The following is a 21,706-nucleotide window of genomic DNA, read 5'->3' on the forward strand; positions in this document are numbered from 1 at the left end:
CTGCACTCGCCAGGGTGTGGGAGAGTAGGTCGCCGCCGCACAAATATTGATCAGTAGAGCCCGCCGTGGGTTTCCCGGCGGGCTCTACTGCGTTACACGAGAGTTAGGCCCGCCCGGGTGTCCGGACGGGCCTTTCTGCGTTTCAGGGGCGGAGGTCCAGCCAGACTAGGCGGTGGTCGGAGCTGGGGAACGGGAAGACGCCGGTGAGGCGGGAGAGCGGGTCGCTACGGACCGGCCAGAACACCCCGCTCCCGCTGACCCGCAACCGCTTGGACGGCAGCACGTAGTCGGCCCGGAGGTTCCCGGGGGCGTTGTCGTTGAAGTCGGCCGTGTCCTGAGCCGGGTCCCCGCGGTGCGAGGCGTTCGCGCCACCCTGGAGGGCGGCGGCCTCGGCGGCGCCGGCGCTGGCCGGGGCGGTGGAGGAGTCGATCTTCGGGTGGTTCAGGAGCTGCTGGATCGCCCCGGCGTAGCTGTCGCCGTCGAAGGGGTCGGCGTTCTGGTCGCCGGCGATGACGAAGCGGGCGCTGGGGTGCAGCCCGCCACGGCGGCCACGGTCGTCGTAGATGTAGCCGGAACGCGCCGGGTGCACGTAGTCGGCCCAGAAGCGGATCTCGTCGTGGTTGCGCCGCCCGTTGCGGTCCTCGGGGCCGTCGAAGGTGGGCGGGGTGGGGTGGCTGGCGAGAAGGTGCACGGTGCGCTTGCCGACCTGCAGCGGCAGGTCCCAGTGGCTCTTGGAGGACAGGCGGAGCACGGCCAGCTCTTCGGGGGAGTAGAAGCCGGGCGGGATGACCGCGCCGGGCATGTCCTTCCACAGGAAGGTCTGGAAGGTGCGGACGTCGCCGATCGGGAAGCGCGAGTAGACCGCCATGCCGTACTGGCCGGGGAACTGGCCGAAGCCGAAGGCGTCGTCGCCGTAGCCGGGCGCGCCGGGGGTGGTGACGACCTGGCCGTTGTTGTTCAGGTCGAAGCCGGAGGCCAGGCCGGTGTTGCTGGGGGCGGTGTAGGCGTGACCGTAGACGATCGGGGCGGCGCCGTTCTGGCCGACGCTCAGGTAGTTCTCCTGAAACAGGCGCAGGGCGGCCCCGGCGGTGTCGTAGTCGAACTCGTTGATCAGCACCACGTCGGGGCGGGTGCGCTGGATGATCTCGGCGATGGTCTTGGCCTGGGCGTTCGCCGGCGTGCTGAGGTCGCGGACGAGGTCGCCCTCGGCGTTGCGGTTGAGCGAGGCGTTGAAGGTGGCGAAGCGCACCTCACCCCGATGGGCCGCGGTGGTCGCGGTGGCCGGCGGGGCGAGGGGAAGCAGGGCTGCCGCAGCGGCAGCCAGGACGAGGGTGACGCGCCGTAAGCTCATCCCCTGATCGTGGCACGGGGCCGCGACCCCGGGAACTCGTCCCCGGGGTCGATCACATGACCAGCCGGCTAACGCCGCTCAGCGGGTGACCGCGGCCTGGAGCAGCGGCTCGACCCGGAACGGGATCTGCGTCGACAGCGAGATCGTCGAGTCGGTCCGCTGCACTGCCGGGGAGGCCAGGACGGTCGCGATGATCTCCTGGAGGTGTTCGGTGCTCCGGGCGACGACCCGGCACAGCAGGTCGTGCTGGCCGCTGGTGCCGTGGACCTCCAGGATCTCCGGGACGGCACGCAGCGCTTCCACCGCCTCGGCGAGGCGCCCTTGGGCGATCTGGAGCCAGACGAAGGCCAGGATCGGGTAGCCCACCGGCACGGGATCGATCGTGGGGCCGAAGTCGGCGATGACGCCCCGGGCGACGAGCTTGTCCACTCGTGCCTGGACGGTGCCGCGGGCGACACCCAGGAGGCGGGCGAGCTCGGTGAGGCCGATGCGCGGGTGGGCTCGCATGGTGGCGAGCAGCCGGGCGTCCAATGTGTCCACGTGCACCTCTGGGCGATTCGACCAGCCGATCCCGGCGCTAGCCGTACCGGACTATGCGGATATGGCAGAGAAACTAGCAGCTCTTGCCAGCGAATCAGGAAATTGCTGTTATCTGGGTCATGTTCGAGGAAGCGCAGTACTTCGCGCCGGTCTCCACCACGGAGGACGGCGGTGTGGTGGTCGAGTTGTCCCAGTCGCACCCGGGGTTCGCGGATCCGGTGTACCGCGCGCGGCGCAACGCCATCGCCGGGCTGGCGGTCAATCACCGGCGCGGGGAGCCGATCCCCGAGGCCGAGTACACCGAGCAGGAGCACGAGGTCTGGGCGAGCGTGACGCGCGAGCTGGCGGTCAAGCACCGCAAGTACGCGGCGGCCGAGTATCTCGCCGGGGCCGAGCGGCTCGGGCTGCCCGAGGAGCGGATCCCGCAGTTGCAGGAGGTGAGCGAGCTGCTGGAGCCGCTGACCGGGTTCCGGTACCTGCCGGCGGCCGGGCTGGTGCCGCTGCGGGACTTCTACGGGGTGCTCGCGGACGGCTACTTCCACTCGACGCAGTACATCCGGCATCACTCGGTGCCGTTCTACACGCCGGAACCGGACGTCATCCACGAGGTGATCGGGCACGCCAACGCGCTGGCCTCCGACCGGTTCGCGCGGCTGTACCGCAGTGCGGGGGCGGCGGCGCGGCGGGTGGAGAGCGACGAGGCGCTGGAGTTCGTGTCGAAGGTCTTCTGGTTCACCCTGGAGTTCGGGGTGCTGCGGGAGGACAACGAGCTCAAGGCGTACGGCGCGGGCATCCTGTCCTCCTACGGGGAGATCGAGGAGTTCCGCGGGATGGACATCCGGCCGCTGGACCTCGCCGCGATGGGCACCACGCACTACGACATCACGAAATATCAGGACGTGCTGTTCGCGGCCGAGTCCCTGGACCACCTGGAGGACGTCGTGGGCGGCTTCTGGGACAGTTGCGACGACGAGTCGATTGCCCGGATTTCCTGAGAACTCCCGTCCCGCTCCCGGCGTCCCACTCTGCAGGGGGCCGAGCTGAGGAGCGGGGCGATGATCATTCACGCGTTACTGGCCGGGACGCTGACCTTCACCGGAGCCCCGCCAGCCGGGTCCGAGGAGGTCACCAGGTCGCTGGACCGGTTCCTGCGCATCCGGCCGGGGCCGGTGACCGCGATGGTCAAGGACCTCAGGACCGGCCGCAGCTACCGCTACCACCGGCACGAGCGGCTCATCACCGCGAGCGGCGCGAAGGTCCAGATCCTGATGGCGCTGCTGCTCAAGACGCCGTGGGCGAAGCTGGGCAAGGCCGCCCGGCACGACGCGAGCATCATGATCCGGCACAGCGACAACCACGCGGCCGACCGGCTGTGGGAGCGCATCGGCAAGGCTCCGGGCTTCACCAGGGCCGGGCGGGCCTTCGGGCTCAAGCACACCGCGGGCGTGCCGGGGGACTGCCTCGACCTGTACTGCTGGGGCATCACCAAGACCTCCGCCGAGGACCAGGTCCGGCTGATGAGCGCGCTGGTGCGCGAGTCGAGCCCGCTGCCGGCCGCCGAGCGCGCGCGGGTCAGAAGCCTGATGGGCGGCGTCGTCGACGGGCAGGACTGGGGCGTCAGCGCCGGAGCGTGCAAGGGCGAGCGCACGGAGCTCAAGAACGGCTGGCTGAAGCGCGTGTCGACGAAACGCTGGGCGGTGACCAGCGTCGGGCTCATCGCGGGGCGGTACGCGGTCGCGGTCCTGACCGAGGGCAGCGCGGAGGCAGGCGACGGCATCGCGACCGTGGAGGGCGTGGTCCGGCGCCTCATGCTCCGCTTCCGCGCGGCCTGCTGAGCCCGCGGGGGAAAACCGTCGCAGGCGAAGCCGCGCGGTGAAGGACAGGGTCGAAGAAGGTCAGGCCGCGCCGCGCCCCCGCTTGCTGAGCCGGTAGCCCACGCCGCGCACGGTCTGGATCAGCTCGTCGTCCACGTCGCCCAGCCGGGCTCGCAGCCGCTTGACGTGCACCGCGATGGTGTTGGTCGAGGCCGTGTCCGCCGTGTGCCAGACGTTGCGCATGATCTGCTCGCGGGTGACCGTCCGGTCGGCGTTGCGCATCAGGTAGTGCAGCAGCTCGAACTCCCTGAGCGGCAGGTGTACGGCACGGCCGTCCACCTTCACCTGGTGCGCGCCCACGTCCAGTTCCACCCCGCCGACCGCCAGGACCTTGGGCGAGGCCTGGATGAACGGCAACAACTCCGGCACCCGGTACGGCCAGGCCACACACGCCGACGCCCCGGCGGCGAGCGCCTGGACCGCCTTCTCGGCATGCCCCTCGTCGACACCGAGCAGGACCGGCACGGCTCGCGCCAGCCGTACCGCACGGATGAAGTCCACTGCCCCGATGACCGGCAACGTGGCTGCTACGAGCACCACGTCCGGCTGTAATGCCCCGGCCTGCAACAAGGCCTGGGCGCCGTCGCGCGCGCCGGTGACCGAGACACCCTCTCGTTCCAGTGCCGTGGCCAGGTCCGAGACGATGCGCTCGTCCGGGTCGGCCACCAGCAGTACGGGCATCTCGGAAGCCATCAGCCGAAGCGCCCCGTGATGTAGTCCTCGGTGCGCTTGTCGGAGGGGTTGGTGAAGATGCGGCTGGTCTCGTCGAACTCGACCAGGCGGCCGTGCCGTACGCCCTGGTCGTCGACGTCGGCGGTGAAGAAGGCGGTGCGGTCGGAGACGCGGGCGGCCTGCTGCATGTTGTGCGTGACGATCACGATCGTGTAGTCGCGCGACAGTTCCTGCATCAGGTCTTCGATCTTGGTGGTCGCGATCGGGTCGAGGGCCGAGCAGGGCTCGTCCATGAGGATGACCTCGGGCTGGACCGCGATGGCGCGGGCGATGCACAGGCGCTGCTGCTGGCCGCCGGACAGGGACAGGGCGTTCTGCTTGAGCTTGTCCTTGACCTCGTCCCACAGGGCCGCGCTGGTCAGCGCCTGCTCGACGATCTCGTCCATCTTCCCCTTCACACCGTTGACCCGGGGGCCGTAGGCGATGTTGTCGTAGATCGACTTGGGGAAGGGGTTCGGCTTCTGGAAGACCATGCCGATGCGGCGGCGGACCTCGATCGGGTCGACGTGGTCGCCGTAGAGGTCTTCGCCGTGGAAAGTGATCTTGCCGGCGGCGCGCGCGCCCGGGATGAGGTCGTTCATCCGGTTGAAGCAGCGCAGCACGGTCGACTTGCCACACCCCGACGGGCCGATCATCGCGGTGATCTCGCGGTTGCCGATGGTCATGTCGACGTTGCGGACCGCCTGGTAGTCGCCGTAGAAGACGCTGAGGTCCTCGACGTTGAAGACCGGGTCCAGCGCCTCGATGTTGCGCGGCGCCTCCGGACCACGGACGGTCACGTTCGGCATGGAGATTCCAATCTCAGACATTCGAGTCCCTTACCACCGCTTCTGGTAGCGGTTACGGAGCCAGATGGCCACGGAGTTCATGAGCAGCAGGATGCCGAGCAGGATCACGATGGCCGCGGCAGCGAGGACGGCGTACTCGGCCTGAGGCCGGGTGATGAAGCCGTAGATCTGCAGGGGAAGCACGGAGAAGCTGCTCCAGACCCCTTCCGGGTTGAACCGGATGAAGGTCGCGGCGCCCAGCATGAGGAAGGGCGCGGCCTCGCCGATGGCGCGGGAGAGCGCCAGGATGGAGCCGGTGGCGATACCGGGCACCGAGGCCGGCAGGACCTGGCGCCAGATGGTCTGCCACTGGGTGGCGCCGAGCGCGAGCGAGCCCTCGCGGATGGAGGGCGGCACGGCCTTGATGGCCTCGCGGGCGGAGATGATCACGATCGGCAGGACCAGCAGCGAGATGGTGATCGCGCCGGTCATGATGGTGAAGCCGAAGGACATCCAGCGGGCGATGATGCCCAGGCCGAGGATGCCGTAGACGATCGAGGGCACGGCCGCCAGGTTCGAGATGTTGAGATCGATCAGGCGGTTGTACCACTTGGTCTTGTCGGCGTACTCCTCCAGGTAGATCGCGGCCAGGATGCCCGTGGGCAGCGCCATCAGGATGGTCAGGCCGATGATCCAGAGGGTGCCGAGGATGCTCGACTGGATGCCGGAGGTCTCGGGCCGCCGGATCGACGGCTGGTTCTCCCAGAGCATCGAGTCCAGGCGGGGCCAGCCTTCCTGGACCACGTAGAAGATCAACGCGGCGAGGAAGCCCAGCGCGATGGCCAGGCTGGACAGCAGGGCGACCCGGAACAGGTGCTCCTTGAGCGGCCGGCCCTTGCTGGCGAGCTGGACCGCCGACCTGGGGGTGGACAGGAGAGCCATCAGTCGTACACCTCGCGGTACTTCTGAACCAGGCGCGCGCTGATCCAGTTCATGGCGAACGTGAGGATGAACAGCAGGGCGCCGACGGCGAAGATGGTCTTGTAGCCGATCGAGCCGACCGGCAGGTCGCCCGAGCCGGCGCTGGCGATGAAGGAGGCCATCGTCGCCATCTCGTTGGCCGGGTTCACGGTGAAGACCGGCTTCGCGCCGGCCGCCAGCACAACGATCATCGTCTCGCCCGCGGCGCGGGAGAAGGCGAGGATGACGGCGGCGACGATGCCGGAGAAGGCGGCGGGCACCACGACGCGCACGGACGTGAGCATCTTGGAGGCGCCGAGCGCGTAGGAGCCCTCGCGCAGGCCGTTCGGCACCGCGGCCATCGAGTCCTCGGCCATCGACGCGATGATCGGGATGATCATGATGCCGACGAGCAGGCCCGCGCTGAGCGCGTTGCGCGGCTCAAGGTTGAGGAAGGGGAAGATCTGCTGGAGCAGCGGGGTGACGAAGACCAGGGCGAAGAAGCCGAAGACGACCGTGGGCACGCCGGCCAGCACTTCGAGCACGGGCTTGAAGATCTTGCGGACCCGCGGGGTCGCGTACTCCGACAGGTAGATGGCCGAGGCCAGCCCGAGCGGGACGGCGACGATCATCGCGATGACGGTGACCTCGAGGGTGCCCACGATGATCGGCCACACGCCGAAGCTCGGCGGGTTGAACAGCGGGCCCCAGGTGGTGGAGCCGAAGAACTCGGCGATGCTCACGGTGGCGAAGAACTCGATGGTCGGCTCGGCGAGAGCCGCGACGATCGCCAGCGTGGTGGCGACCGAGACCAGGGCGGCGAGCATGAGGACGACCTTGATGGCCGCCTCTCCGTAACGCGGGCGCGACCGCGCCAGGGACCTGCCGGTCCCCGTCGCGGTCGCCCTGTGCTGTGCGGCCATCAGCCCGCCAGGCCCTTCAGGGCCTCCAGGTCGGACTTCAGCTTGGTCTCCTGCTCGGTGTTGAGCGGGATGAACTTGGCGTCCTTGGCGATCACGTTGATGTTCTTCGCGTAGAAGTCGAGGAACGCCGCGACCTCCGGCCGCTTGGTGGCGGCGGCGGACGGGTAGACGAAGAGCGGACGGGCGAGCGGCGCGTAGGTGCCGTTCTGGGCGGTCTCGACGCTCGGGGCGACGCAGCCCTTGCCGGAGTCGATCTGGACCGCGTTGAGCTTGTCGGCGTTCTCCTCGAAGTAGGTGAAGCCGAAGTAGCCCAGGCCGCCCTTGGCGCCGGAGACACCGGTGACGATGTCGTTGTCGTTCTCGGAGGGGCTGTAGTCCTTGCGGCTCGCGCCTTCCTCACCGTTGATCTCGTCGGTGAAGTAGTCGAAGGTGCCGGAGTCGGTGCCCGGGCCGTAGAGCTTGAGCGGCTCGTCCGGGAACTTGGCGTCCACGTCCTTCCAGCTCATGACCTTGCCCTCGGCGGCCGGCTCCCACATCTTCTTGAGCTGGTCGGTGGTCAGGCAGGTGGCCCAGGTGTTCTCCTTGGGCACGACCACGGTCAGCGCGTCGGTGGCCACCGTGAGCTCGGTGAACTTGATGCCCTTGGCCTCGCAGGCGGCCTTCTCCTCGTCCTTGATGGCGCGGGAGGCGTTGGAGATGTCGGTCTCGCCGGCGCAGAACTTCTCGAAGCCACCGCCGGTGCCGGAGGTGCCCACCGCGATCTTCACGTTGGGCTGCTCCTCGCCGAAGATCTCGGCGGCGGCCTGGGTCAGCGGGCCGACCGTGCTCGAGCCGTCGACCTTGATCTCGCCGCTGGCCGCGGCCGGGGCGGAGCTGCCCGCCTCGGCGGGGGCGCTGGCGGAGGAGGTGCTCCCCGCGTCAGGCTTGGCGTCGCCGCCACAGGCCGCCGCAGAAAGGGAAACGACGAGGGCTGCCGTCGCCACCCCAAGAAGGCGGCGCTGTCCACTGGTCACGGTATGTGTCCTTCTCCGTGTTGAGATGCTCTTTTTCGTTACGCCCTGATACAACTCGGGCAAAGTGAACGGAAATGAAACGAGCTATGACCGATGGCGGAAGACGTGCCTCGGGGTGCGTGAATACCATCCCAAGTCATGAGCTATCGCATCCTTCTGGTCTGCATGGGCAACATCTGCCGCTCCCCGATGGCCGAGGTCGTCCTCCGCAAAACCCTTGCTGAGCAGGGGATTCATGACGTCGAGGTGGAGAGCGCGGGCACCGGGGGCTGGCACGAGGGCGAGCCGATGGACGAGCGCGCGCTGAGCACGCTGAAGGCCGGCGGCTACGACGGGTCGGCGCATCGGGCCAGGCAGATCCGGCCGGGCGAGTTCGACCTGGTGCTGGTCATGGACCGCGACAACCTGCGCAAGGTGCCCGGGGCGCGGCTGTTTCGCTCCTTCGACCCGGACGCTCCCGAGGGGGCCGAGGTGCCCGACCCCTACTACGGCGGGCAGGACGGCTTCGACGAGGTGTTGCGCCAGGTCGAGGCGGCTTCGCGGGGGCTGGCCGAGTACCTCGCCGCCCGGTGAGCGGGGGCCGCGGCGGCATCGAGCACCGCCGGGAGACCCTTCCCGGCGGCCGGAGGGTCTTCGTCAAGTCGGGTCCTGTTTCCCCGTTGTTCACCTCCGAGGCCGAGGGGTTGCGCTGGCTGGGGGATATCGCGGTTGATGTCGCCTTTGTGAACGAACGCAGTCTCGCCGTGGACTGGGTCGACACCGAGCCGCCCACCCCCGCCGCGGTCGAGCGCTTCGGACGCGACCTCGCGCGCACCCACCTGCTCGGCGCGCCCTCCTTCGGGGCCCCCTGGCCGGGCTTCATCGCCGAGCTGCCCATGGACAACTCGGCCGCCTCCTCCTGGCCGGAGTTCTACGCCGAGCAACGGCTTCTTCCCTTCGTACGGCAGGCGGAGCTGTCCCCGCGGGAGACGGGCCTGATCGAGCGGGTCATCGACCGCCTCCCCGAGCTCTCGGTGGCGGAGCCGCCCGCCCGCATCCACGGCGACCTGTGGAACGGGAACGTGTTGTGGTCGCGAGGACGCGGCGTGCTCATCGACCCGGCGGCGCACGGCGGCCATCGGGAGACGGACCTGGCGATGCTGGCGTTGTTCGGCGCGCCGCACCTCGACCGGATCCTGGCCGCCTACCAGGAGGTGGCGCCGCTGGCCGACGGGTGGCGGGAACGTGTGCCGTTGCACCAGCTCCACCCGTTGCTGGTGCATGTGGTGCTGTTCGGGGGCGGTTACCGGGAGAGCCTGATCAGCGCGGTTACGAGGGTTCTGGCACTCTGAGTGACACTATGGTCACGTGATCGAAGCGGAAGGGCTCGGGCTGCGCAAGCACGGCCGCTGGATCTTCCGTGACCTGTCGCTCGTCGCGCCGGCCGGTTTCCTCGTCGCCGTCGTCGGGCCGTCCGACTCGGGACGGTCGAGCTTCCTGCTCGCGCTGGCGGGGCGGATGAAGGTGACGACCGGGCGGCTGACCGTCGACGGGGTGCGTGCCGTCCGGAAGAAGGTGGCCGTCGCGCGGGTGCGGCCGCCGATCGACCTCACGCCCGAGCTGCGGGTGGGCGAGCACGCGCGAGAGCGCCGGTGGCTGGAGGGCGTCGGGCCGCACGCCTTCGACGACGCGTGCGAGGCGCTGGGCTGGCGGGCCCCGGCGCGCGAGCCCGTGGAGGAACTCGACGCGGCCGACCGCACCCTGCTGTGCGCGGCGCTGGGGCTGATGGCCGGCAAGCCGGTCGTCGTGCTGGACGACGTGCACGAGAACACGGCGAGCGCGCGGCAGAGGGAGGTGTGGCGGGCCCTGCGCCGGGCGTGTGACACGGGGGCGACGATCGTGGCCTCGACGGTGGAGGAGGCGCCCGCGTACGCGCTGGCGGACGGGTGGGTGCGCTGTGCGCGTCCTTGACCTGGCCCTGTTCGAGCTGCGGCGCTTCCGGAAGCCGCTGCAACGGGCCGGGCTGGCCTTCCTGCTGGTGGTGCCCCTGCTGTACGGCGCCATCTACCTGTGGTCGAACTGGGACCCGTACAAGAAGATCGACCAGGTGCCGGTGGCCGTGGTCAACGAGGACCGGCCGGTCTACGTGGACGGCAAGCGGATCGCCGGCGGCGAGGACTTCGTCCAGCGGCTCAAGGAGGACGCGACCCTGCAGTGGCACTTCGTCACCGCCGAGGAGGCCGCCCGGGGGCAGCACGACGGCCGCTACTACGTGATCATCACCGTGCCGCCCGACTTCAGCGAGAAGCTCAGCAGCGGCGCGGACGGGGCGCCGCAGCAGGCGGCGATGTCCATCCAGCTCGACGACGGCAACAACTACCTGGTCGGGGTGATGGCCGAGACCGTCCAGGCCAAGCTCCAGGCGCAGATCAACGAGGCCGCGGTCACCACCTACTTCGAGGCGGTCGTCGAGGGGCTGGAGGAGGCGGAGAAGGGCTTCGAGGAACTGGAGGACGGCGCCCGCAAGCTCGACCGGGGCGCGGGCAGCGCGGCCGAGGGCGGGCGGAAGCTGGTGGAGGGCACCGAGACGCTCAAGCGCGGCAGCGCCGCACTCGCGCCGGGCGCCCGGCAGGTCGCCGACGGCGTCGACAAGCTCAACGCCATCGCCCAGCCGCTCGCCGCGCTCGCCCAGCGGAAGCTGCCGGTCCTCGCCGACCGGGCCAACCGCATCGCGCAGCTCGCCTCGAAGATCACCGGGATCGGCGCCGAGGGCGCCCGCGGCATCGCACGGGCCGCCGCGGCGGTCTCCGACCTCCTGCACGAGCTGTGCGACGAGATCTCATGGTGGATCGCCGAGGAGAAGAAGAAGCTCGGACTGCCCAGTAACCCGGACGCCTCGGAGGACTTCCGGCTCACCCCCGCGATGAGCGCGATCATCGACTCGCTGCTCGACTTCGCCGACTTCCTGGCCCTGGAGGCGGCTCGCCTCGCCGATGCGGCGGACCAGCTCGACGCGGAGGTCAAGCGGGTGGCCGCCGACATCGCCGCGCTCCGGCGCGAGGTGCCGGCCCTGCAGCGCAAGATCGCCCGCGGCGCCCGGGACATCCAGCGGCTCGACGACGGCGCCCGGCTGGTCGCCAAGGGCGCGGGCCGGCTCGACCAGGGCGTCGGCTCGCTCCTCGACGGCACCCGGCAGCTCAGCGGCGGGCTCGACCAGCTCAAGGACGGCACCGAGCAGCTCGTGGACGGCATCGAGGAGGGCAAGGCCAAGATCCCCTCGCTGGATCGTTCCGACGCCGCGACGCTCGCCGATCCGGTCGAGATCAGCAAGCACAACCTGCACCCCGCCGGGGCCTACGGGCGCGGGCTCGCGCCGTTCTTCATCCCGATCGCGCTGTGGGTCTTCGGGATCGTCGCCTTCCTCATGCTCAAACCGGTCAGCGAGCGGGCGCTGGCCTCCGGGGCGCCCTCGCCGCTGGTCACCGCGGCGGCGTGGCTGCCGGTGGTGGGGTTCGGGCAGGTCGCGGCCGGGGTGCTCTACCTCGTGGTCGACAAGGGGCTGGGACTCGCCCCCGTCAACGTGCCCGGGACCCTCGGGCTGATGTCGCTGGGCATCGCGACCTTCGTGGCCATCGTCCAGCTCGTCCGCATCGCCCTCGGCTCGGCGGGCGACGCCGTGGCGCTGCTGCTCCTGATGGTGCAGCTCGTCTCCTGCGGCGGCCTCTACCCGCCCGAGACGTTGCCCGAGCCGTTCGCGACCATCCACCCGCTGGTGCCGATGACCTACCTCGTCGCCGGGCTCCGGGTCACCATCTCCGGCGGCAACCCGGACATCACCTGGCACTCGGTCGGCCTGCTCTGCGGCTTCCTGGCCGGGGCGCTGACGCTGATGTTGCTCGTCGTCATCATGCAGCGCCGGTGGACCATGGAACGGCTCAAGCCTTCGCTGGAGCTGTGAGCCGGCTCAGCACCTCGTCGTGGAGCAGGCCGTTGGTGCAGACCAGGCTGCCGCCGTCGAGCCCCTTGCCGCCGGACAGGTCGGACCACACGCCGCCCGCCTCCTCGACGATGACCGTCAGCGCCGCGATGTCCCACGGCGACAGCTCCGGCTCGGCCGCGGCGTCCACGGTGCCCTCCGCGACCAGCATGTGCGACCAGAAGTCGCCGTAGGCGCGGGTCCGCCAGCAGTTGCGGGTCAGGTCGACGAAGTTGTCCAGCCGGCCCTGCTCCTCCCAGCCGCCCAGGCTGGAGTAGGAGAAGGAGGCGTCGCTCAGCTTGCCGACCTTCGACACGTTCATCCGGGTGGCCTTGGTCAGGCTCTTGCCGGTCCAGGCGCCGCCGTCCTTCGCCGCCCACCAGCGCCGGCCCAGCGCGGGGGCGGACACCAGGCCCACCACCACCTTGCCGTGGTCCATGAGCGCGATCAGCGTGGCCCACACCGGGACGCCGCGGACGTAGTTCTTCGTCCCGTCGATCGGGTCGATCACCCAGGACCGCGCGCCGTACCCGGTGGTGCCGAACTCCTCGCCGACCACCGCGTCCCTCGGCCTGGCCCGGCGCAGGGTGCAGCGGATGGCCTCCTCGACCGCCCGGTCGGCGTCGCTCACCGGGGTGAGGTCCGGCTTGGTCTCGACCTTCAGGTCCACCGCCTTGAAGCGGCGCATGGTCAGGTCGTCGGCGGCGTCGGCCATGTAATGCGCGAGACGCAGATCGTCGCTGTAGCCCGTCACGAGGAGCCACGCTATCGCCTGGGCGAGTGGGTTACCTATACCGGTCCATCCGGTTACCGGCCAGTAGCATGGGGCCATGTCATTCGATGTGGGCGCCTTCCTGCTCGACACCGTGCCCTTCGCCCGGCACCTCGGCATCACCTTCGACAAGGTCGCCGACGGCGTGGCCGTCTGCCGCCTGCCCGACCGGCCCGACCTGCACAACCACCTGGCGGGGCCGCACGCGGGGGCGCTGTTCACCCTCGCGGAGAGCGCTTCGGGCGCCGCCATGCTGTCCGCCTTCGGCGACGAGCTGTCCCGGGCGGTGCCGCTGACGACCGGGGCCGACGTCCGCTACCGCAAGCTCGCGCTCGGCGAGGTCGTCGCCGAGGGCCGCCTGCTCGTGGACCGGGCCTCGGTGGTGGGTCAGCTCGACGCGGGGGAGCGGCCCGAGTTCGCGGTGGAGGTCGAGGTGCGCAACGCCGAAGGGGTCGTGGTCTCGGAGATGACCTTCCGCTGGACCCTCCGCCCCAACCGCTGACCCCTTCTCAGGAGGTCAGGTCTGGGTCGCGGGTGTCGCGGGAGGCCAGCAGCCGCCGCAGGGAGACGAGGCGCGCCGGGTCGGCGTGGGTGGTCGCGACCCAGGCGTCCAGCGCGCACTCGGCGCTGAGGTGGGTGCAGCCCTTGGGGCAGTTGACCGTGCCCTCGATGAGGTCGGGGAAGGCCGCGAGCACGGTCTCGGGGGACACGTGCGCCAGGCCGAAGCTGCGGACGCCGGGCGTGTCGATGATCCAGCCGCCCTCGGGAAGCTGCAGCGCGACGGCCGAGGTGGAGGTGTGCCGGCCTCGGCCGGTGACCGCGTTGACGTGGGAGACCGCGCGGTTGGCGTCGGGGACCAGGACGTTGACCAGCGTCGACTTGCCCACGCCCGAGTGACCCACCAGGACGCTGGTACGGCCGGTGAGATGCTCGCGGAGCTCGTCGAGCGAGCCGCCCTTGTGCACCACCACGTGGGGCACGTCGAGCGTGGCGTACTGCGAGATGAGCTCGGCCGGCGGGGCGAGGTCGGACTTGGTCAGGCACAGCAGCGGCTCGATGTCGGCGTCGAACGCCGCCACCAGCATGCGGTCGATCATGCGCGGCCTCGGCGGCGGGTCGGCCAGCGCGGTGACGATGACGAGCTGGTCGGCGTTGGCGACGATGGGACGCTCGATGCCGTCGTCGGTGTCGTCGGCCGAGCGGCGCAGGATGGAGCGGCGCTCCTCGACCCGGACGATGCGGGCCAGGGTGTCGGGCTTGCCGGAGATGTCGCCGACGAGAGCCACCCGGTCGCCGACCACGATGCCCTTGCGGCCCAGCTCGCGCGCCTTCATGGCCATGACGGTCCGGTCGGCGGACGTGCCGTCGCCCGGGGACTCCGCCTTGCGCTTCTTCGCGGGAGCGGGCTGGGTCACCAGGCAGGTGTAGCGGCCCCGGTCGACGGCCACGACGAAGCCCTCGGTGGCGTCCTCGTGGGCAGGACGGATCCGGGTCCGGGGCCGGGAGCCCTTGCCCGGCCTGACCCTGACGTCGTCCTCGTCGTACTGCCGCCGCTTCAGCGGTCTGCTCCCCGATCGGTCCCCAGCAGAGCGGCCCACATGCGTGGGAACTCCGGGAGGGTCTTACCCGTCGTGGCGATGTTCTCCACCTCGACGCCGGGGACCCGCAGGCCGATGACGGCGCCCGCGGTGGCCATGCGGTGGTCGGCGTAGGAGCGGAACAGGCCGGCGCTCAACGGGCGCGGGCGGATGAGGAGGCCGTCCTCCGTCTCCTCGGCGTCGCCGCCCAGGCGGTTGATCTCGGTGACCAGCGCGGCCAGCCGGTCGGTCTCGTGGCCGCGAAGGTGCGCGATGCCCCGCAGCCGGCTCTCGGAGGAGGCCAGCGCGGCGAGGGCGGCGATGGTCGGGGTGAGCTCGCCGACGTCGCGGAGGTCGGCGTCGATGCCCTCGACGCGGCCCTCGCCGACGAGGGTGAGGCCGGTGGTGTCGAGGGAGACGGTGGCGCCCATCCGGGTGAGGAGGTCGCGCAGCGCGTCGCCGGGCTGGGTGGTCTCGAAGGGCCAGTCGGGGATGGTGACCGTACCGCCGGCGACCATCGCGGCGGCCAGGAAGGGCGCGGCGTTGGAGAGGTCGGGCTCGACGACGAGGTCACGCGCGGCGATGGGACCGGGCTCGACCCGCCAGACGTCACGGACGCTGTCGTCGACGCCGACCCCCGCGGCGCGGAGCATCTGGACCGTCATGGCGATGTGCGGCATCGACGGGACCGGCGGGCCGGCGTGCCGGATGGTGACGCCCTTGGCGAAGCGCGCGGCGGTGAGCAGCAGGCCGGAGACGAGCTGCGAGGAGGCCGAGGCGTCGATGGTGACCTCGCCGCCCTCGATCGGGCCGCGGATGGTGAAGGGCAGCGAGTCGCGGTCGACCTCGGCGCCGAGCGCGCGCAGCGCGTTGAGGATCGGGCCCATCGGGCGGGTGCGGGCGGCCGGGTCGCCGTCGAAGAAGACCTCGCCGTCGGCGAGCGCGGCCATGGGCGGCACGAAACGCATCACGGTGCCGGCCAGGCCGACGTCGATGCGGGCGCCGCCCCGGAGGGGGCCGGGGGTGACGTGGTAGTCGTCGCCGTCGCCCACGAGCTCGGCGCCGAGCGCGCGCAACGCCTCGACCATGAGGTCGGCGTCACGGCTGCGGAGCGCCTGCCGTACGACGCCTGGGCCGTCGGCGAGCGCGGCGAGCAGCAGCGCGCGGTTGGTCACCGACTTGGAGCCGGGCAGCGGGACGGTCGCGGAGACCGGGCCGGTCGCCGTCGGTGCGGGCCAGTGCGGAGCGGGCATGGGCCCAGAATATCGGCAGCGGTACGGCTGGGCCGCCCGCGCTCGCCCCGATCCCGCACCTGACGGGCGGAGGCGGGACGTGGCAGTGTGGGGATATGTGTGGACGGTACGCGTCAGCGCGGAAGAAGCACGAGCTGCTGGAGGAGTTCCAGGTCGAGCTCGACGACGACCCCGAGACCGAGCTGGGTCCCGACTACAACGTGGCGCCGACCAAGAAGGTCTACGCGGTGATGAGCCGGGTGCCGAAGGACGCCGAGCGGGCGGTACGCCAGCTCAAGGTGGTGAAGTGGGGCCTGGTCCCGGTCTGGGCGAAGGACCCGTCGATCGGCTCGAAGATGATCAACGCCAGGCTGGAGACGGTGGCGGAGAAGCCGTCCTTCCGGCAGGCGTTCGCCAAGCGCAGGTGCCTGCTCCCGGCTGACGGCTACTTCGAGTGGATGCCCGTCGAAGGGGACAAGAAGAAGAAACAGCCCTACTACATCCACCCGGCCGACGGCGGGGTGCTGGCGATGGCGGGGCTGTACGAGTTCTGGAAGGACCCCTCGCGCGACGACGACGACCCGCTGAAGTGGCTGGTGACCTGCACGGTCATCACCACGACCGGCGAGGACGAGGCCGGGCGCATCCACGACAGGATGCCGATGATGATCGAGCCGGCGAAGTGGGCGGAGTGGCTCGACCCGAAGCTCACCGACCCGAAGACGGTCAGCGGCCTGCTGGTGCCGGCGGACGCGGGACGGCTGGCGGTGTACCCGGTCTCGACCGACGTCAACAACGTGCGGAACAACAGCCCAGAACTCGTCAAGCCCTTGCCGCCTGAAGAAGAAGTGGCACTTTTCTAAACAGGCGGTGTAAGAACCGCGCCAATTGGGCATCCGGTGAGGAAAGCGATACGCATCGCTTACCTACGCCCCTGAACTGCACCGGGCCGGACCGCCGGGGGGTCCGCGCTCCCGGGCGGACCCCCCATTCCCGGAGGTGCGGACCCGTGGATCTCGCGACCGCTCGTGAGCGGCTGGAGAGCATGCTCACCGACATCGACAGATCGATCGCGGTGCTCCGGGGGGACCCGGTGGCCGTCCGGGACAGGTCCGCGGCCGACGCGGGCTCCGACCTGACCGACAACGACCGGGCCCAGGCCATGCTCACGGTGGCCGCCACCCAGCGCAGAGCCGTCCTGGACGCGCTCAAGCGCCTGGAGGAGGGCACCTACGGGTGCTGCGTGGACTGCGCCAAGCCGGTGCCGGAAGGCCGGCTGGAGGCCCGCCCGGAGGCGGCCAGGTGCGTCCAGTGCCAGTCCAAGCGCGAGCGCCGCCGCTAGCCGGCCCGGCTGGAGCTCAGGCGAGCTTGGTCGCGCTGGCCACCAGATGGATGCCGACCGTGTCGTCGTCGTCCGGGTGGGCGTCGAGCTCGGTGCGCACCAGCCAGGCCAGCGCGCGGGTGTCGGACGCCAGCACGTGGTCCACCGTCGAGGGCGACAGCACGGTGCGCGGCCGTACCCAGTCCACCTCCAGCCCGGCCTCCACCAGCAGCTCGCGCAACTGCCCGCTGCTGAAGCAGCGCGTGATGCTGCCGTCCGGCCACGGCACGAGCATGACCTCGCCGTCGACCCGCAGGTGGTCCCAGCGCTCCTGCTCGGCCAGGATCGCCATGCCGAGCACCAGCGAGTCCACGCAGACCAGCACCCGCCCGCCGGGCCGCAGCACGCGCACGACGTCGCTCATCGCCGACTCGGCCATGAGCTCGATGGACATGGCCCGCTCCTCGGCGACCACCGCGTCCACCGACTCGTCGGGCAGGAAGCCCAGGTCGTCGGCCCGCACCTGGCACACTCGCGTGTCGCGCAGGCGCGGTTCCGAGCGGCGGAAGTCGAGCACCTCGATCACCCGGTGCCCGGCTCGGGCCGCCTGCCCGGACCAGCGGCCCCGGCCTCCGGACAGGTCGAGCACCGTCGACGGCCGGGACGGAAGCCACCGGTGCAACTGCTCGGCGACGACGGCGCGGTAAAAGGTCCAGTACGGCCCGAGCGTCCCTGAGCCGTTCAGCTCCTCGGCCGGAATGGGCAGCACACGCGGCTCCAGGGGGTCATGAGGTGTTCACATAATGGCTACCAGCCGGTACGTATGGTTTTTCCCCGCACCGGGTCGTTCGTCACCTTCCATCTTGCGGGAACAGACGAGAGAGCGGGCGGGTTGCAACGAGCATGCTCACATTGGTCGACCCGGAGGAACGGGTATCCTCCCTTGAGTACGGTGTTCCGCCTAAGCAGGCCACCGGTGATCTTAGGGGGGTGGGTCCGGTGCCCGCGACAGGCGCGGAGACTCTGGAGCAGCGCAGCGAGCGGTTCGAACGCGACGTCATGCCGTACCTCGACCAGCTCTACTCGGCCGCGCTGCGGATGACCCGGCACCCGGCCGACGCCGAGGATCTGGTGCAGGAGACGTTCGCCAAGGCGTTCGGCTCGTTCCACCAGTTCCAGCAGGGAACGAACCTGAAGGCGTGGCTCTACCGGATCCTCACCAACACCTTCATCAACAGCTACCGCAAGAAGCAGCGGGAGCCGAAGCAGTCCGGCACCGAGGAGATCGAGGACTGGCAGCTCGCGCGCGCCGAGTCCCACACCTCGGGCGGGTTGAAGTCGGCCGAGGTCGAGGCGCTCGAACACCTCCCTGACGGCGACATCAAGAGCGCGCTGGCCGAGCTCCCCGAGGAGTTCCGCATCGCCGTCTACCTGGCTGACGTCGAGGGATTCCCCTACAAGGAGATCGCCGACATCATGGGCACCCCGATCGGCACCGTGATGTCCAGGCTCCACCGCGGCCGCAGGCAGTTGCGGACGCTTCTCGAAGACTACGCCCGCGAGCGCGGCCTGGTCCCGGCGGCGCCGGCTGAGGGGGGCTCGAAATGAGCTGTGGCGACCCGCACGACAAGGACTGTCGTGAGGTTCTCGATCTGGTCTACTCCTACCTCGACGGCGAACTCGACGAGGGCTCCTCGGGCGAGATCCGGGTGCACCTCGAGGAGTGCAGCCCCTGCCTGAAGGAGTACGACCTGGACAAGGCGGTCAAGGCCCTGGTCGCCAAGCACTGCGGCTGCGACCCCGTGCCCGACGATCTGCGCGCCAAGGTTCTGGAGCGCATCGCCCGGGTCCGCTCCGAGCTGGCCTGACCGGATCCGGGTGGTCCGGAAGTCGCCTCCGGTAGTGGCTTGATTACGCTTTGCTTGCGATTCCAGACTCTGCCCACTTCCACGGGCCGCTTTCTGTAGCGTGCTGCTCATGTGGTGCAAGGCATGGCTGGTCGCTGCCGTCCTCGTGGTACTCGTGACGCACGGCGGTGGCGCGGTGCCCCCAGGGGTCTCCTGGACCTGAGATCCCCGGAGGGGCCGCAATGCGTGAACTGCCGTGGCCCGCAAGGGTCTACCTGGTCGCCGTCCTGGCGGCGGCGGCCGTACTCATCAGCCGTTTCAGCGCGCCCGGCGACTGGGACATCCTGCTGGTGCTGGCGCTGCTCTTCCTGGTCTGCGAGTCGATGCCGACTCTGCTGAACGTGGAGCAGTTCGCCGTCTCCGTAAGCTTCTCGGCCTCGCTGGCCGCCGTGGTGCTCATCGGCCCCGAGGGCGCGGCCCTCGTCGGGCTGACCGCGGTGGTCAGCGTACGGCCCGGCCTGCCGCTGGTGAAACGGCTGTTCAACGGGGCCCAGTTCGCCATCTGCGGCTACGCGGCGGGCTGGGTCTACGAGGCGCTCGGCCAGCGGGCCGGGGTGCCGCAGGTGCACCAGTTCGACGACCTGATCGGCCCCTACGCCGCGGCCACCGCCGTGTTCGTGCCGCTCAACATCGTGCTGACGCTCACGATGGTACGGCTGGCCACCAAGGGCGAGGTGCCGCTGCGCGGCATGCTGCAGTTCCTGCTGTCCTACCTCGGCTACGGCACCTTCGGCCTGCTGGTCGCCGGCCTGTGGGCGACGGTCCAGTCGATCTCCGCCGTGCTCGTCCTGCTGCCGCTCTTCGTGGCCCGCTGGGCCTTCGGCCAGTACCACGCCCAGCAGCGCTCCTACGACGCCACCATCGCCGCCCTGTGCCAGGCCGTGGAGACCAAGGACTACTACACCCGCGGCCACTGCACCCGCGTCTCGCTCGCCTCCACCATGATCGCCCAGGAGGTCGGCATGGGCATGGAGCGGCTGCGCGCGATCCGCTACGCCGGCATGCTGCACGACGTCGGCAAGCTCGGCGTGCCGACCAAGGTGCTGCAGAAGGACGGCCCGCTCACCGAGGAGGAGTACGCGGCCATCCAGCTCCACCCGATGCGCGGCCTGGAGATCGTGCGCGGCATCGACTTCCTCGACGAGGCCTTCGCCGGGATCATGCACCACCACGAGCGGCACGACGGCAAGGGCTACCCGATGGGGCTGGCCGGCGAGGAGATCCCGGAGTTCGCCCGGATCATCGCCGTCGCCGACGCCTTCGACTCGATGACCTCCGTCCGCTCCTACCGCGGCGCCCGGCCGGTCGAGATGGCGCTCGACGAGCTGCGCAAGGGCGCGGGCACCCAGTTCGACCCGGTGCTCGTGACCGCCTTCATCAAGGCGCTGGAGCGCGAGCCCTGGCAGCCGCCGCGGCAGATCCCCGCGGTGCCCGAGGAGACCGCCGAGGCCGCCACCAAGGACCACGACGACCCGACCATGCCCATCGAGGTACTGACCACCTGATGAACGCACCCATGCGCGGGCTCGACTCCGGTCAGCTCCTCCTCATCGCGGCCGCCGGGCTCCTGGCCGTGGCCGGGGTCGCGCACACCGCCGCCGTCGGCCTGCAGCAGCCCGAGGTCGCCCTCGGCTTCGGCGCGCTGATCGCGGTGGGCGAGCTGGCGCGGCTGACCATGCCGGGCAACCGCGAGGTGGCCCCGATCGGCGCCGCCGCCGCGCTGGGGTACACGCTGCTGCTCGACATGAGCGGCACGCCGCTGCAGCACAGCGCCTTCCAGGTGGTCGCGGTGATCTCCGTCGGCATGATCGCCGGGGCGCTCCCGCACCTGGCGGTCGGCCGCCCGCCGCGGCTCGACGCCGTGGCGCGCCGGCTGCTCACCGGGGCGTTGCTAGCCTTCGCCTTCCGTCCGATGGCGCCCTCGCTCTTCGAGATCACCCAGGGGCCGGACGGCAAGTGGTGGCCGGCGCTCGGGGCCATGGTCGTGCTCATCGCGCTGACGTTGCTCGCCGACGTGCTCATCGCCGCGATGCTCCGCGCCGAGCAGGTCCGCACCGCCTTCCGGGTCGCGGTGCGGGACGAGATCAACATGGCCTTCCCGCTGGGCGCCGCCGTGGCCGCCTCCGGGGTGCTCCTGGCGCTGGCCACGCACAGCATGGACATGGTCGCCCTGCTCGTCTTCGCCGCGCCGCTCCTGGTCACGCAGGTCGCCTTCCGCAAGTACGCCGGCATCCGCGCCACCTACCTGCAGACCGTGCGGGCGCTGTCGCGGGTCACCGAGGTCGGCGGCTACGTCGAGCCCGGCCACTCCCGCCGGGTCAGCCGCCTGGCGGTCAGCGTCGGCCGCGAGCTCGGCATGGCCGAACCGGAGCTGCTGGAGCTGGAGTACGCCGCCCTCATGCACGACATCGGGCAGCTCTCCCTGCGCGACCCCATCCCCAGCGGCGCGACCGTGCTCACCGACCCCGGACAGGCCCGCCGCATCGCCGAGCTGGGCGCGGCGGTGATCAAGCAGACCGGGGTGCTCGACCGGGTGGCCGAGCTGGTCCGGCGGCAGTGCGACCCGGTCAAGGACGACCCGCCGCTGTCGAGCCGGATCATCAAGGCCGCCAACGGCTACGACGACCTGGTCGGCGGTTCCACCGATCGCGACCGTGCCGGGGCCGCGCTCGAACGCCTCCGGCTGGGGGCGGGTGGCGAGTACGACCTGCACGTCATCGAGGCCCTGGCCCGAGTCGTCGACCGCCTCACCCCGGCCCACCGCCTCTGACGGCCGGCACGG

The 21,706-nt window shown here is 70.6% G+C and carries 24 protein-coding genes; 13 read left to right on the plus strand and 11 right to left on the minus strand.

Annotated features, from left to right (window positions below):
• Window positions 1-142 precede the first annotated feature (142 nt).
• Both ACIBG7_RS22630 and ACIBG7_RS22635 read right to left on the minus strand, forming a co-directional pair.
• A complete protein-coding gene (locus ACIBG7_RS22630; RefSeq protein WP_397337495.1) occupies window positions 143-1,351 on the minus strand; it encodes an endonuclease/exonuclease/phosphatase family protein in 1,209 nt (402 codons plus the stop codon).
• Between the two features lie 78 nt (window positions 1,352-1,429).
• Window positions 1,430-1,891, minus strand: coding sequence for an Lrp/AsnC family transcriptional regulator (locus ACIBG7_RS22635; protein WP_397337496.1), 462 nt, complete (start codon window positions 1,889-1,891; stop codon window positions 1,430-1,432).
• A 119-nt stretch (window positions 1,892-2,010) separates the two neighbouring features.
• On the opposite strand from ACIBG7_RS22635, the gene ACIBG7_RS22640 reads away from it, so the two are divergent.
• Entirely contained in the window at window positions 2,011-2,886 is an 876-nt protein-coding gene (locus ACIBG7_RS22640) for a phenylalanine 4-monooxygenase (protein ID WP_397337497.1), read from the plus strand.
• 60 nt (window positions 2,887-2,946) lie between these two features.
• Entirely contained in the window at window positions 2,947-3,726 is a 780-nt protein-coding gene (locus tag ACIBG7_RS22645; RefSeq protein ID WP_397337498.1) for a serine hydrolase, read from the plus strand.
• Window positions 3,727-3,786: 60 nt separating this feature from the next.
• On the opposite strand, the gene ACIBG7_RS22650 is transcribed toward ACIBG7_RS22645, so the two are convergent.
• From ACIBG7_RS22650 to ACIBG7_RS22670, 5 genes are read right to left on the minus strand one after another with little or no spacing between them, the layout of a single operon-like run.
• The gene (locus ACIBG7_RS22650) at window positions 3,787-4,446 is read right to left on the minus strand and encodes a response regulator transcription factor (RefSeq protein ID WP_357926987.1); all 660 of its coding nucleotides are present in this window, start codon (window positions 4,444-4,446) and stop codon (window positions 3,787-3,789) included.
• Between the two features lie 11 nt (window positions 4,447-4,457).
• The gene (pstB, locus tag ACIBG7_RS22655; RefSeq protein WP_397337770.1) at window positions 4,458-5,285 is read right to left on the minus strand and encodes a phosphate ABC transporter ATP-binding protein PstB; all 828 of its coding nucleotides are present in this window, start codon (window positions 5,283-5,285) and stop codon (window positions 4,458-4,460) included.
• A 30-nt stretch (window positions 5,286-5,315) separates the two neighbouring features.
• Window positions 5,316-6,206: a phosphate ABC transporter permease PstA gene (gene pstA, locus ACIBG7_RS22660; protein WP_397337499.1), complete on the minus strand. Its 891-nt coding sequence runs from the start codon at window positions 6,204-6,206 to the stop codon at window positions 5,316-5,318.
• Window positions 6,206-7,147, minus strand: a complete 942-nt coding sequence (gene pstC / locus ACIBG7_RS22665; RefSeq protein ID WP_397337501.1) for a phosphate ABC transporter permease subunit PstC — start codon at window positions 7,145-7,147, stop codon at window positions 6,206-6,208. The genes pstA and pstC overlap by 1 nt, the downstream gene beginning before the upstream one ends.
• Window positions 7,147-8,160 (minus strand): PstS family phosphate ABC transporter substrate-binding protein, encoded by a 1,014-nt coding sequence (locus ACIBG7_RS22670; protein ID WP_357926982.1) that lies wholly within the window; start codon window positions 8,158-8,160, stop codon window positions 7,147-7,149. The genes pstC and ACIBG7_RS22670 overlap by 1 nt, the downstream gene beginning before the upstream one ends.
• A 138-nt stretch (window positions 8,161-8,298) precedes the next feature.
• On the opposite strand from ACIBG7_RS22670, the gene ACIBG7_RS22675 reads away from it, so the two are divergent.
• From ACIBG7_RS22675 to ACIBG7_RS22690, 4 genes are read left to right on the plus strand one after another with little or no spacing between them, the layout of a single operon-like run.
• A complete protein-coding gene (locus tag ACIBG7_RS22675) occupies window positions 8,299-8,733 on the plus strand; it encodes a low molecular weight protein-tyrosine-phosphatase (protein WP_357926979.1) in 435 nt (144 codons plus the stop codon).
• Window positions 8,730-9,491, plus strand: a complete 762-nt coding sequence (locus ACIBG7_RS22680; RefSeq protein ID WP_397337502.1) for a fructosamine kinase family protein — start codon at window positions 8,730-8,732, stop codon at window positions 9,489-9,491. Before ACIBG7_RS22675 ends, ACIBG7_RS22680 begins: the two co-directional genes overlap by 4 nt.
• Before the next feature lie 16 nt (window positions 9,492-9,507).
• Window positions 9,508-10,110, plus strand: a complete 603-nt coding sequence (locus ACIBG7_RS22685; RefSeq protein WP_397337503.1) for an ATP-binding cassette domain-containing protein — start codon at window positions 9,508-9,510, stop codon at window positions 10,108-10,110.
• Window positions 10,097-12,097: a YhgE/Pip domain-containing protein gene (locus ACIBG7_RS22690; protein WP_357926970.1), complete on the plus strand. Its 2,001-nt coding sequence runs from the start codon at window positions 10,097-10,099 to the stop codon at window positions 12,095-12,097. The genes ACIBG7_RS22685 and ACIBG7_RS22690 overlap by 14 nt, the downstream gene beginning before the upstream one ends.
• Here ACIBG7_RS22690 and hisN read toward each other — a convergent pair.
• Window positions 12,075-12,869, minus strand: a complete 795-nt coding sequence (gene hisN / locus ACIBG7_RS22695; protein ID WP_397337504.1) for a histidinol-phosphatase — start codon at window positions 12,867-12,869, stop codon at window positions 12,075-12,077. The two genes, ACIBG7_RS22690 and hisN, sit on opposite strands and share 23 nt — an antisense overlap.
• A 76-nt stretch (window positions 12,870-12,945) precedes the next feature.
• Here hisN and ACIBG7_RS22700 point away from each other — a divergent pair, with 76 nt between their 5' ends.
• Entirely contained in the window at window positions 12,946-13,389 is a 444-nt protein-coding gene (locus ACIBG7_RS22700) for a DUF4442 domain-containing protein (RefSeq protein ID WP_357926965.1), read from the plus strand.
• Window positions 13,390-13,396: 7 nt separating this feature from the next.
• On the opposite strand, the gene rsgA is transcribed toward ACIBG7_RS22700, so the two are convergent.
• Window positions 13,397-14,446, minus strand: a complete 1,050-nt coding sequence (rsgA, locus tag ACIBG7_RS22705) for a ribosome small subunit-dependent GTPase A (protein ID WP_397337771.1) — start codon at window positions 14,444-14,446, stop codon at window positions 13,397-13,399.
• A complete protein-coding gene (gene aroA / locus ACIBG7_RS22710) occupies window positions 14,443-15,717 on the minus strand; it encodes a 3-phosphoshikimate 1-carboxyvinyltransferase (RefSeq protein WP_397337505.1) in 1,275 nt (424 codons plus the stop codon). Before aroA ends, rsgA begins: the two co-directional genes overlap by 4 nt.
• A 95-nt stretch (window positions 15,718-15,812) precedes the next feature.
• Between aroA and ACIBG7_RS22715 the strand changes: the two genes are divergently transcribed.
• Together ACIBG7_RS22715 and ACIBG7_RS22720 are read left to right on the plus strand one after the other, a co-directional pair.
• Window positions 15,813-16,559 carry an SOS response-associated peptidase gene (locus ACIBG7_RS22715; RefSeq protein WP_357926961.1) on the plus strand — a complete coding sequence of 249 codons (747 nt, stop codon included), beginning with the start codon at window positions 15,813-15,815 and terminating at the stop codon, window positions 16,557-16,559.
• 146 nt (window positions 16,560-16,705) lie between these two features.
• On the plus strand, window positions 16,706-17,038 hold the full coding sequence (locus ACIBG7_RS22720) for a TraR/DksA C4-type zinc finger protein (RefSeq protein ID WP_357926958.1): 333 nt from the start codon (window positions 16,706-16,708) through the stop codon (window positions 17,036-17,038).
• 16 nt (window positions 17,039-17,054) lie between these two features.
• Here the strand turns inward: ACIBG7_RS22720 and ACIBG7_RS22725 are convergent, their stop codons facing one another.
• Window positions 17,055-17,786, minus strand: coding sequence for a methyltransferase domain-containing protein (locus ACIBG7_RS22725; protein ID WP_357926956.1), 732 nt, complete (start codon window positions 17,784-17,786; stop codon window positions 17,055-17,057).
• A 230-nt stretch (window positions 17,787-18,016) separates the two neighbouring features.
• Between ACIBG7_RS22725 and ACIBG7_RS22730 the strand changes: the two genes are divergently transcribed.
• From ACIBG7_RS22730 to ACIBG7_RS22745, 4 genes are all read left to right on the plus strand, one after another.
• Window positions 18,017-18,625 carry a sigma-70 family RNA polymerase sigma factor gene (locus tag ACIBG7_RS22730; protein ID WP_357926953.1) on the plus strand — a complete coding sequence of 203 codons (609 nt, stop codon included), beginning with the start codon at window positions 18,017-18,019 and terminating at the stop codon, window positions 18,623-18,625.
• Window positions 18,622-18,885: a mycothiol system anti-sigma-R factor gene (gene rsrA / locus ACIBG7_RS22735; protein ID WP_397337506.1), complete on the plus strand. Its 264-nt coding sequence runs from the start codon at window positions 18,622-18,624 to the stop codon at window positions 18,883-18,885. The genes ACIBG7_RS22730 and rsrA overlap by 4 nt, the downstream gene beginning before the upstream one ends.
• 221 nt (window positions 18,886-19,106) lie before the next feature.
• Window positions 19,107-20,429 (plus strand): HD-GYP domain-containing protein, encoded by a 1,323-nt coding sequence (locus ACIBG7_RS22740; RefSeq protein WP_357926947.1) that lies wholly within the window; start codon window positions 19,107-19,109, stop codon window positions 20,427-20,429.
• Window positions 20,429-21,694: an HD domain-containing phosphohydrolase gene (locus ACIBG7_RS22745; RefSeq protein WP_357926945.1), complete on the plus strand. Its 1,266-nt coding sequence runs from the start codon at window positions 20,429-20,431 to the stop codon at window positions 21,692-21,694. Before ACIBG7_RS22740 ends, ACIBG7_RS22745 begins: the two co-directional genes overlap by 1 nt.
• Window positions 21,695-21,706 lie beyond the last annotated feature (12 nt).

The sequence above is a fragment of the Nonomuraea sp. NPDC050328 genome (assembly GCF_044459405.1).
In the GTDB taxonomy this organism is placed as follows: Bacteria; Actinomycetota; Actinomycetes; order Streptosporangiales; family Streptosporangiaceae; genus Nonomuraea.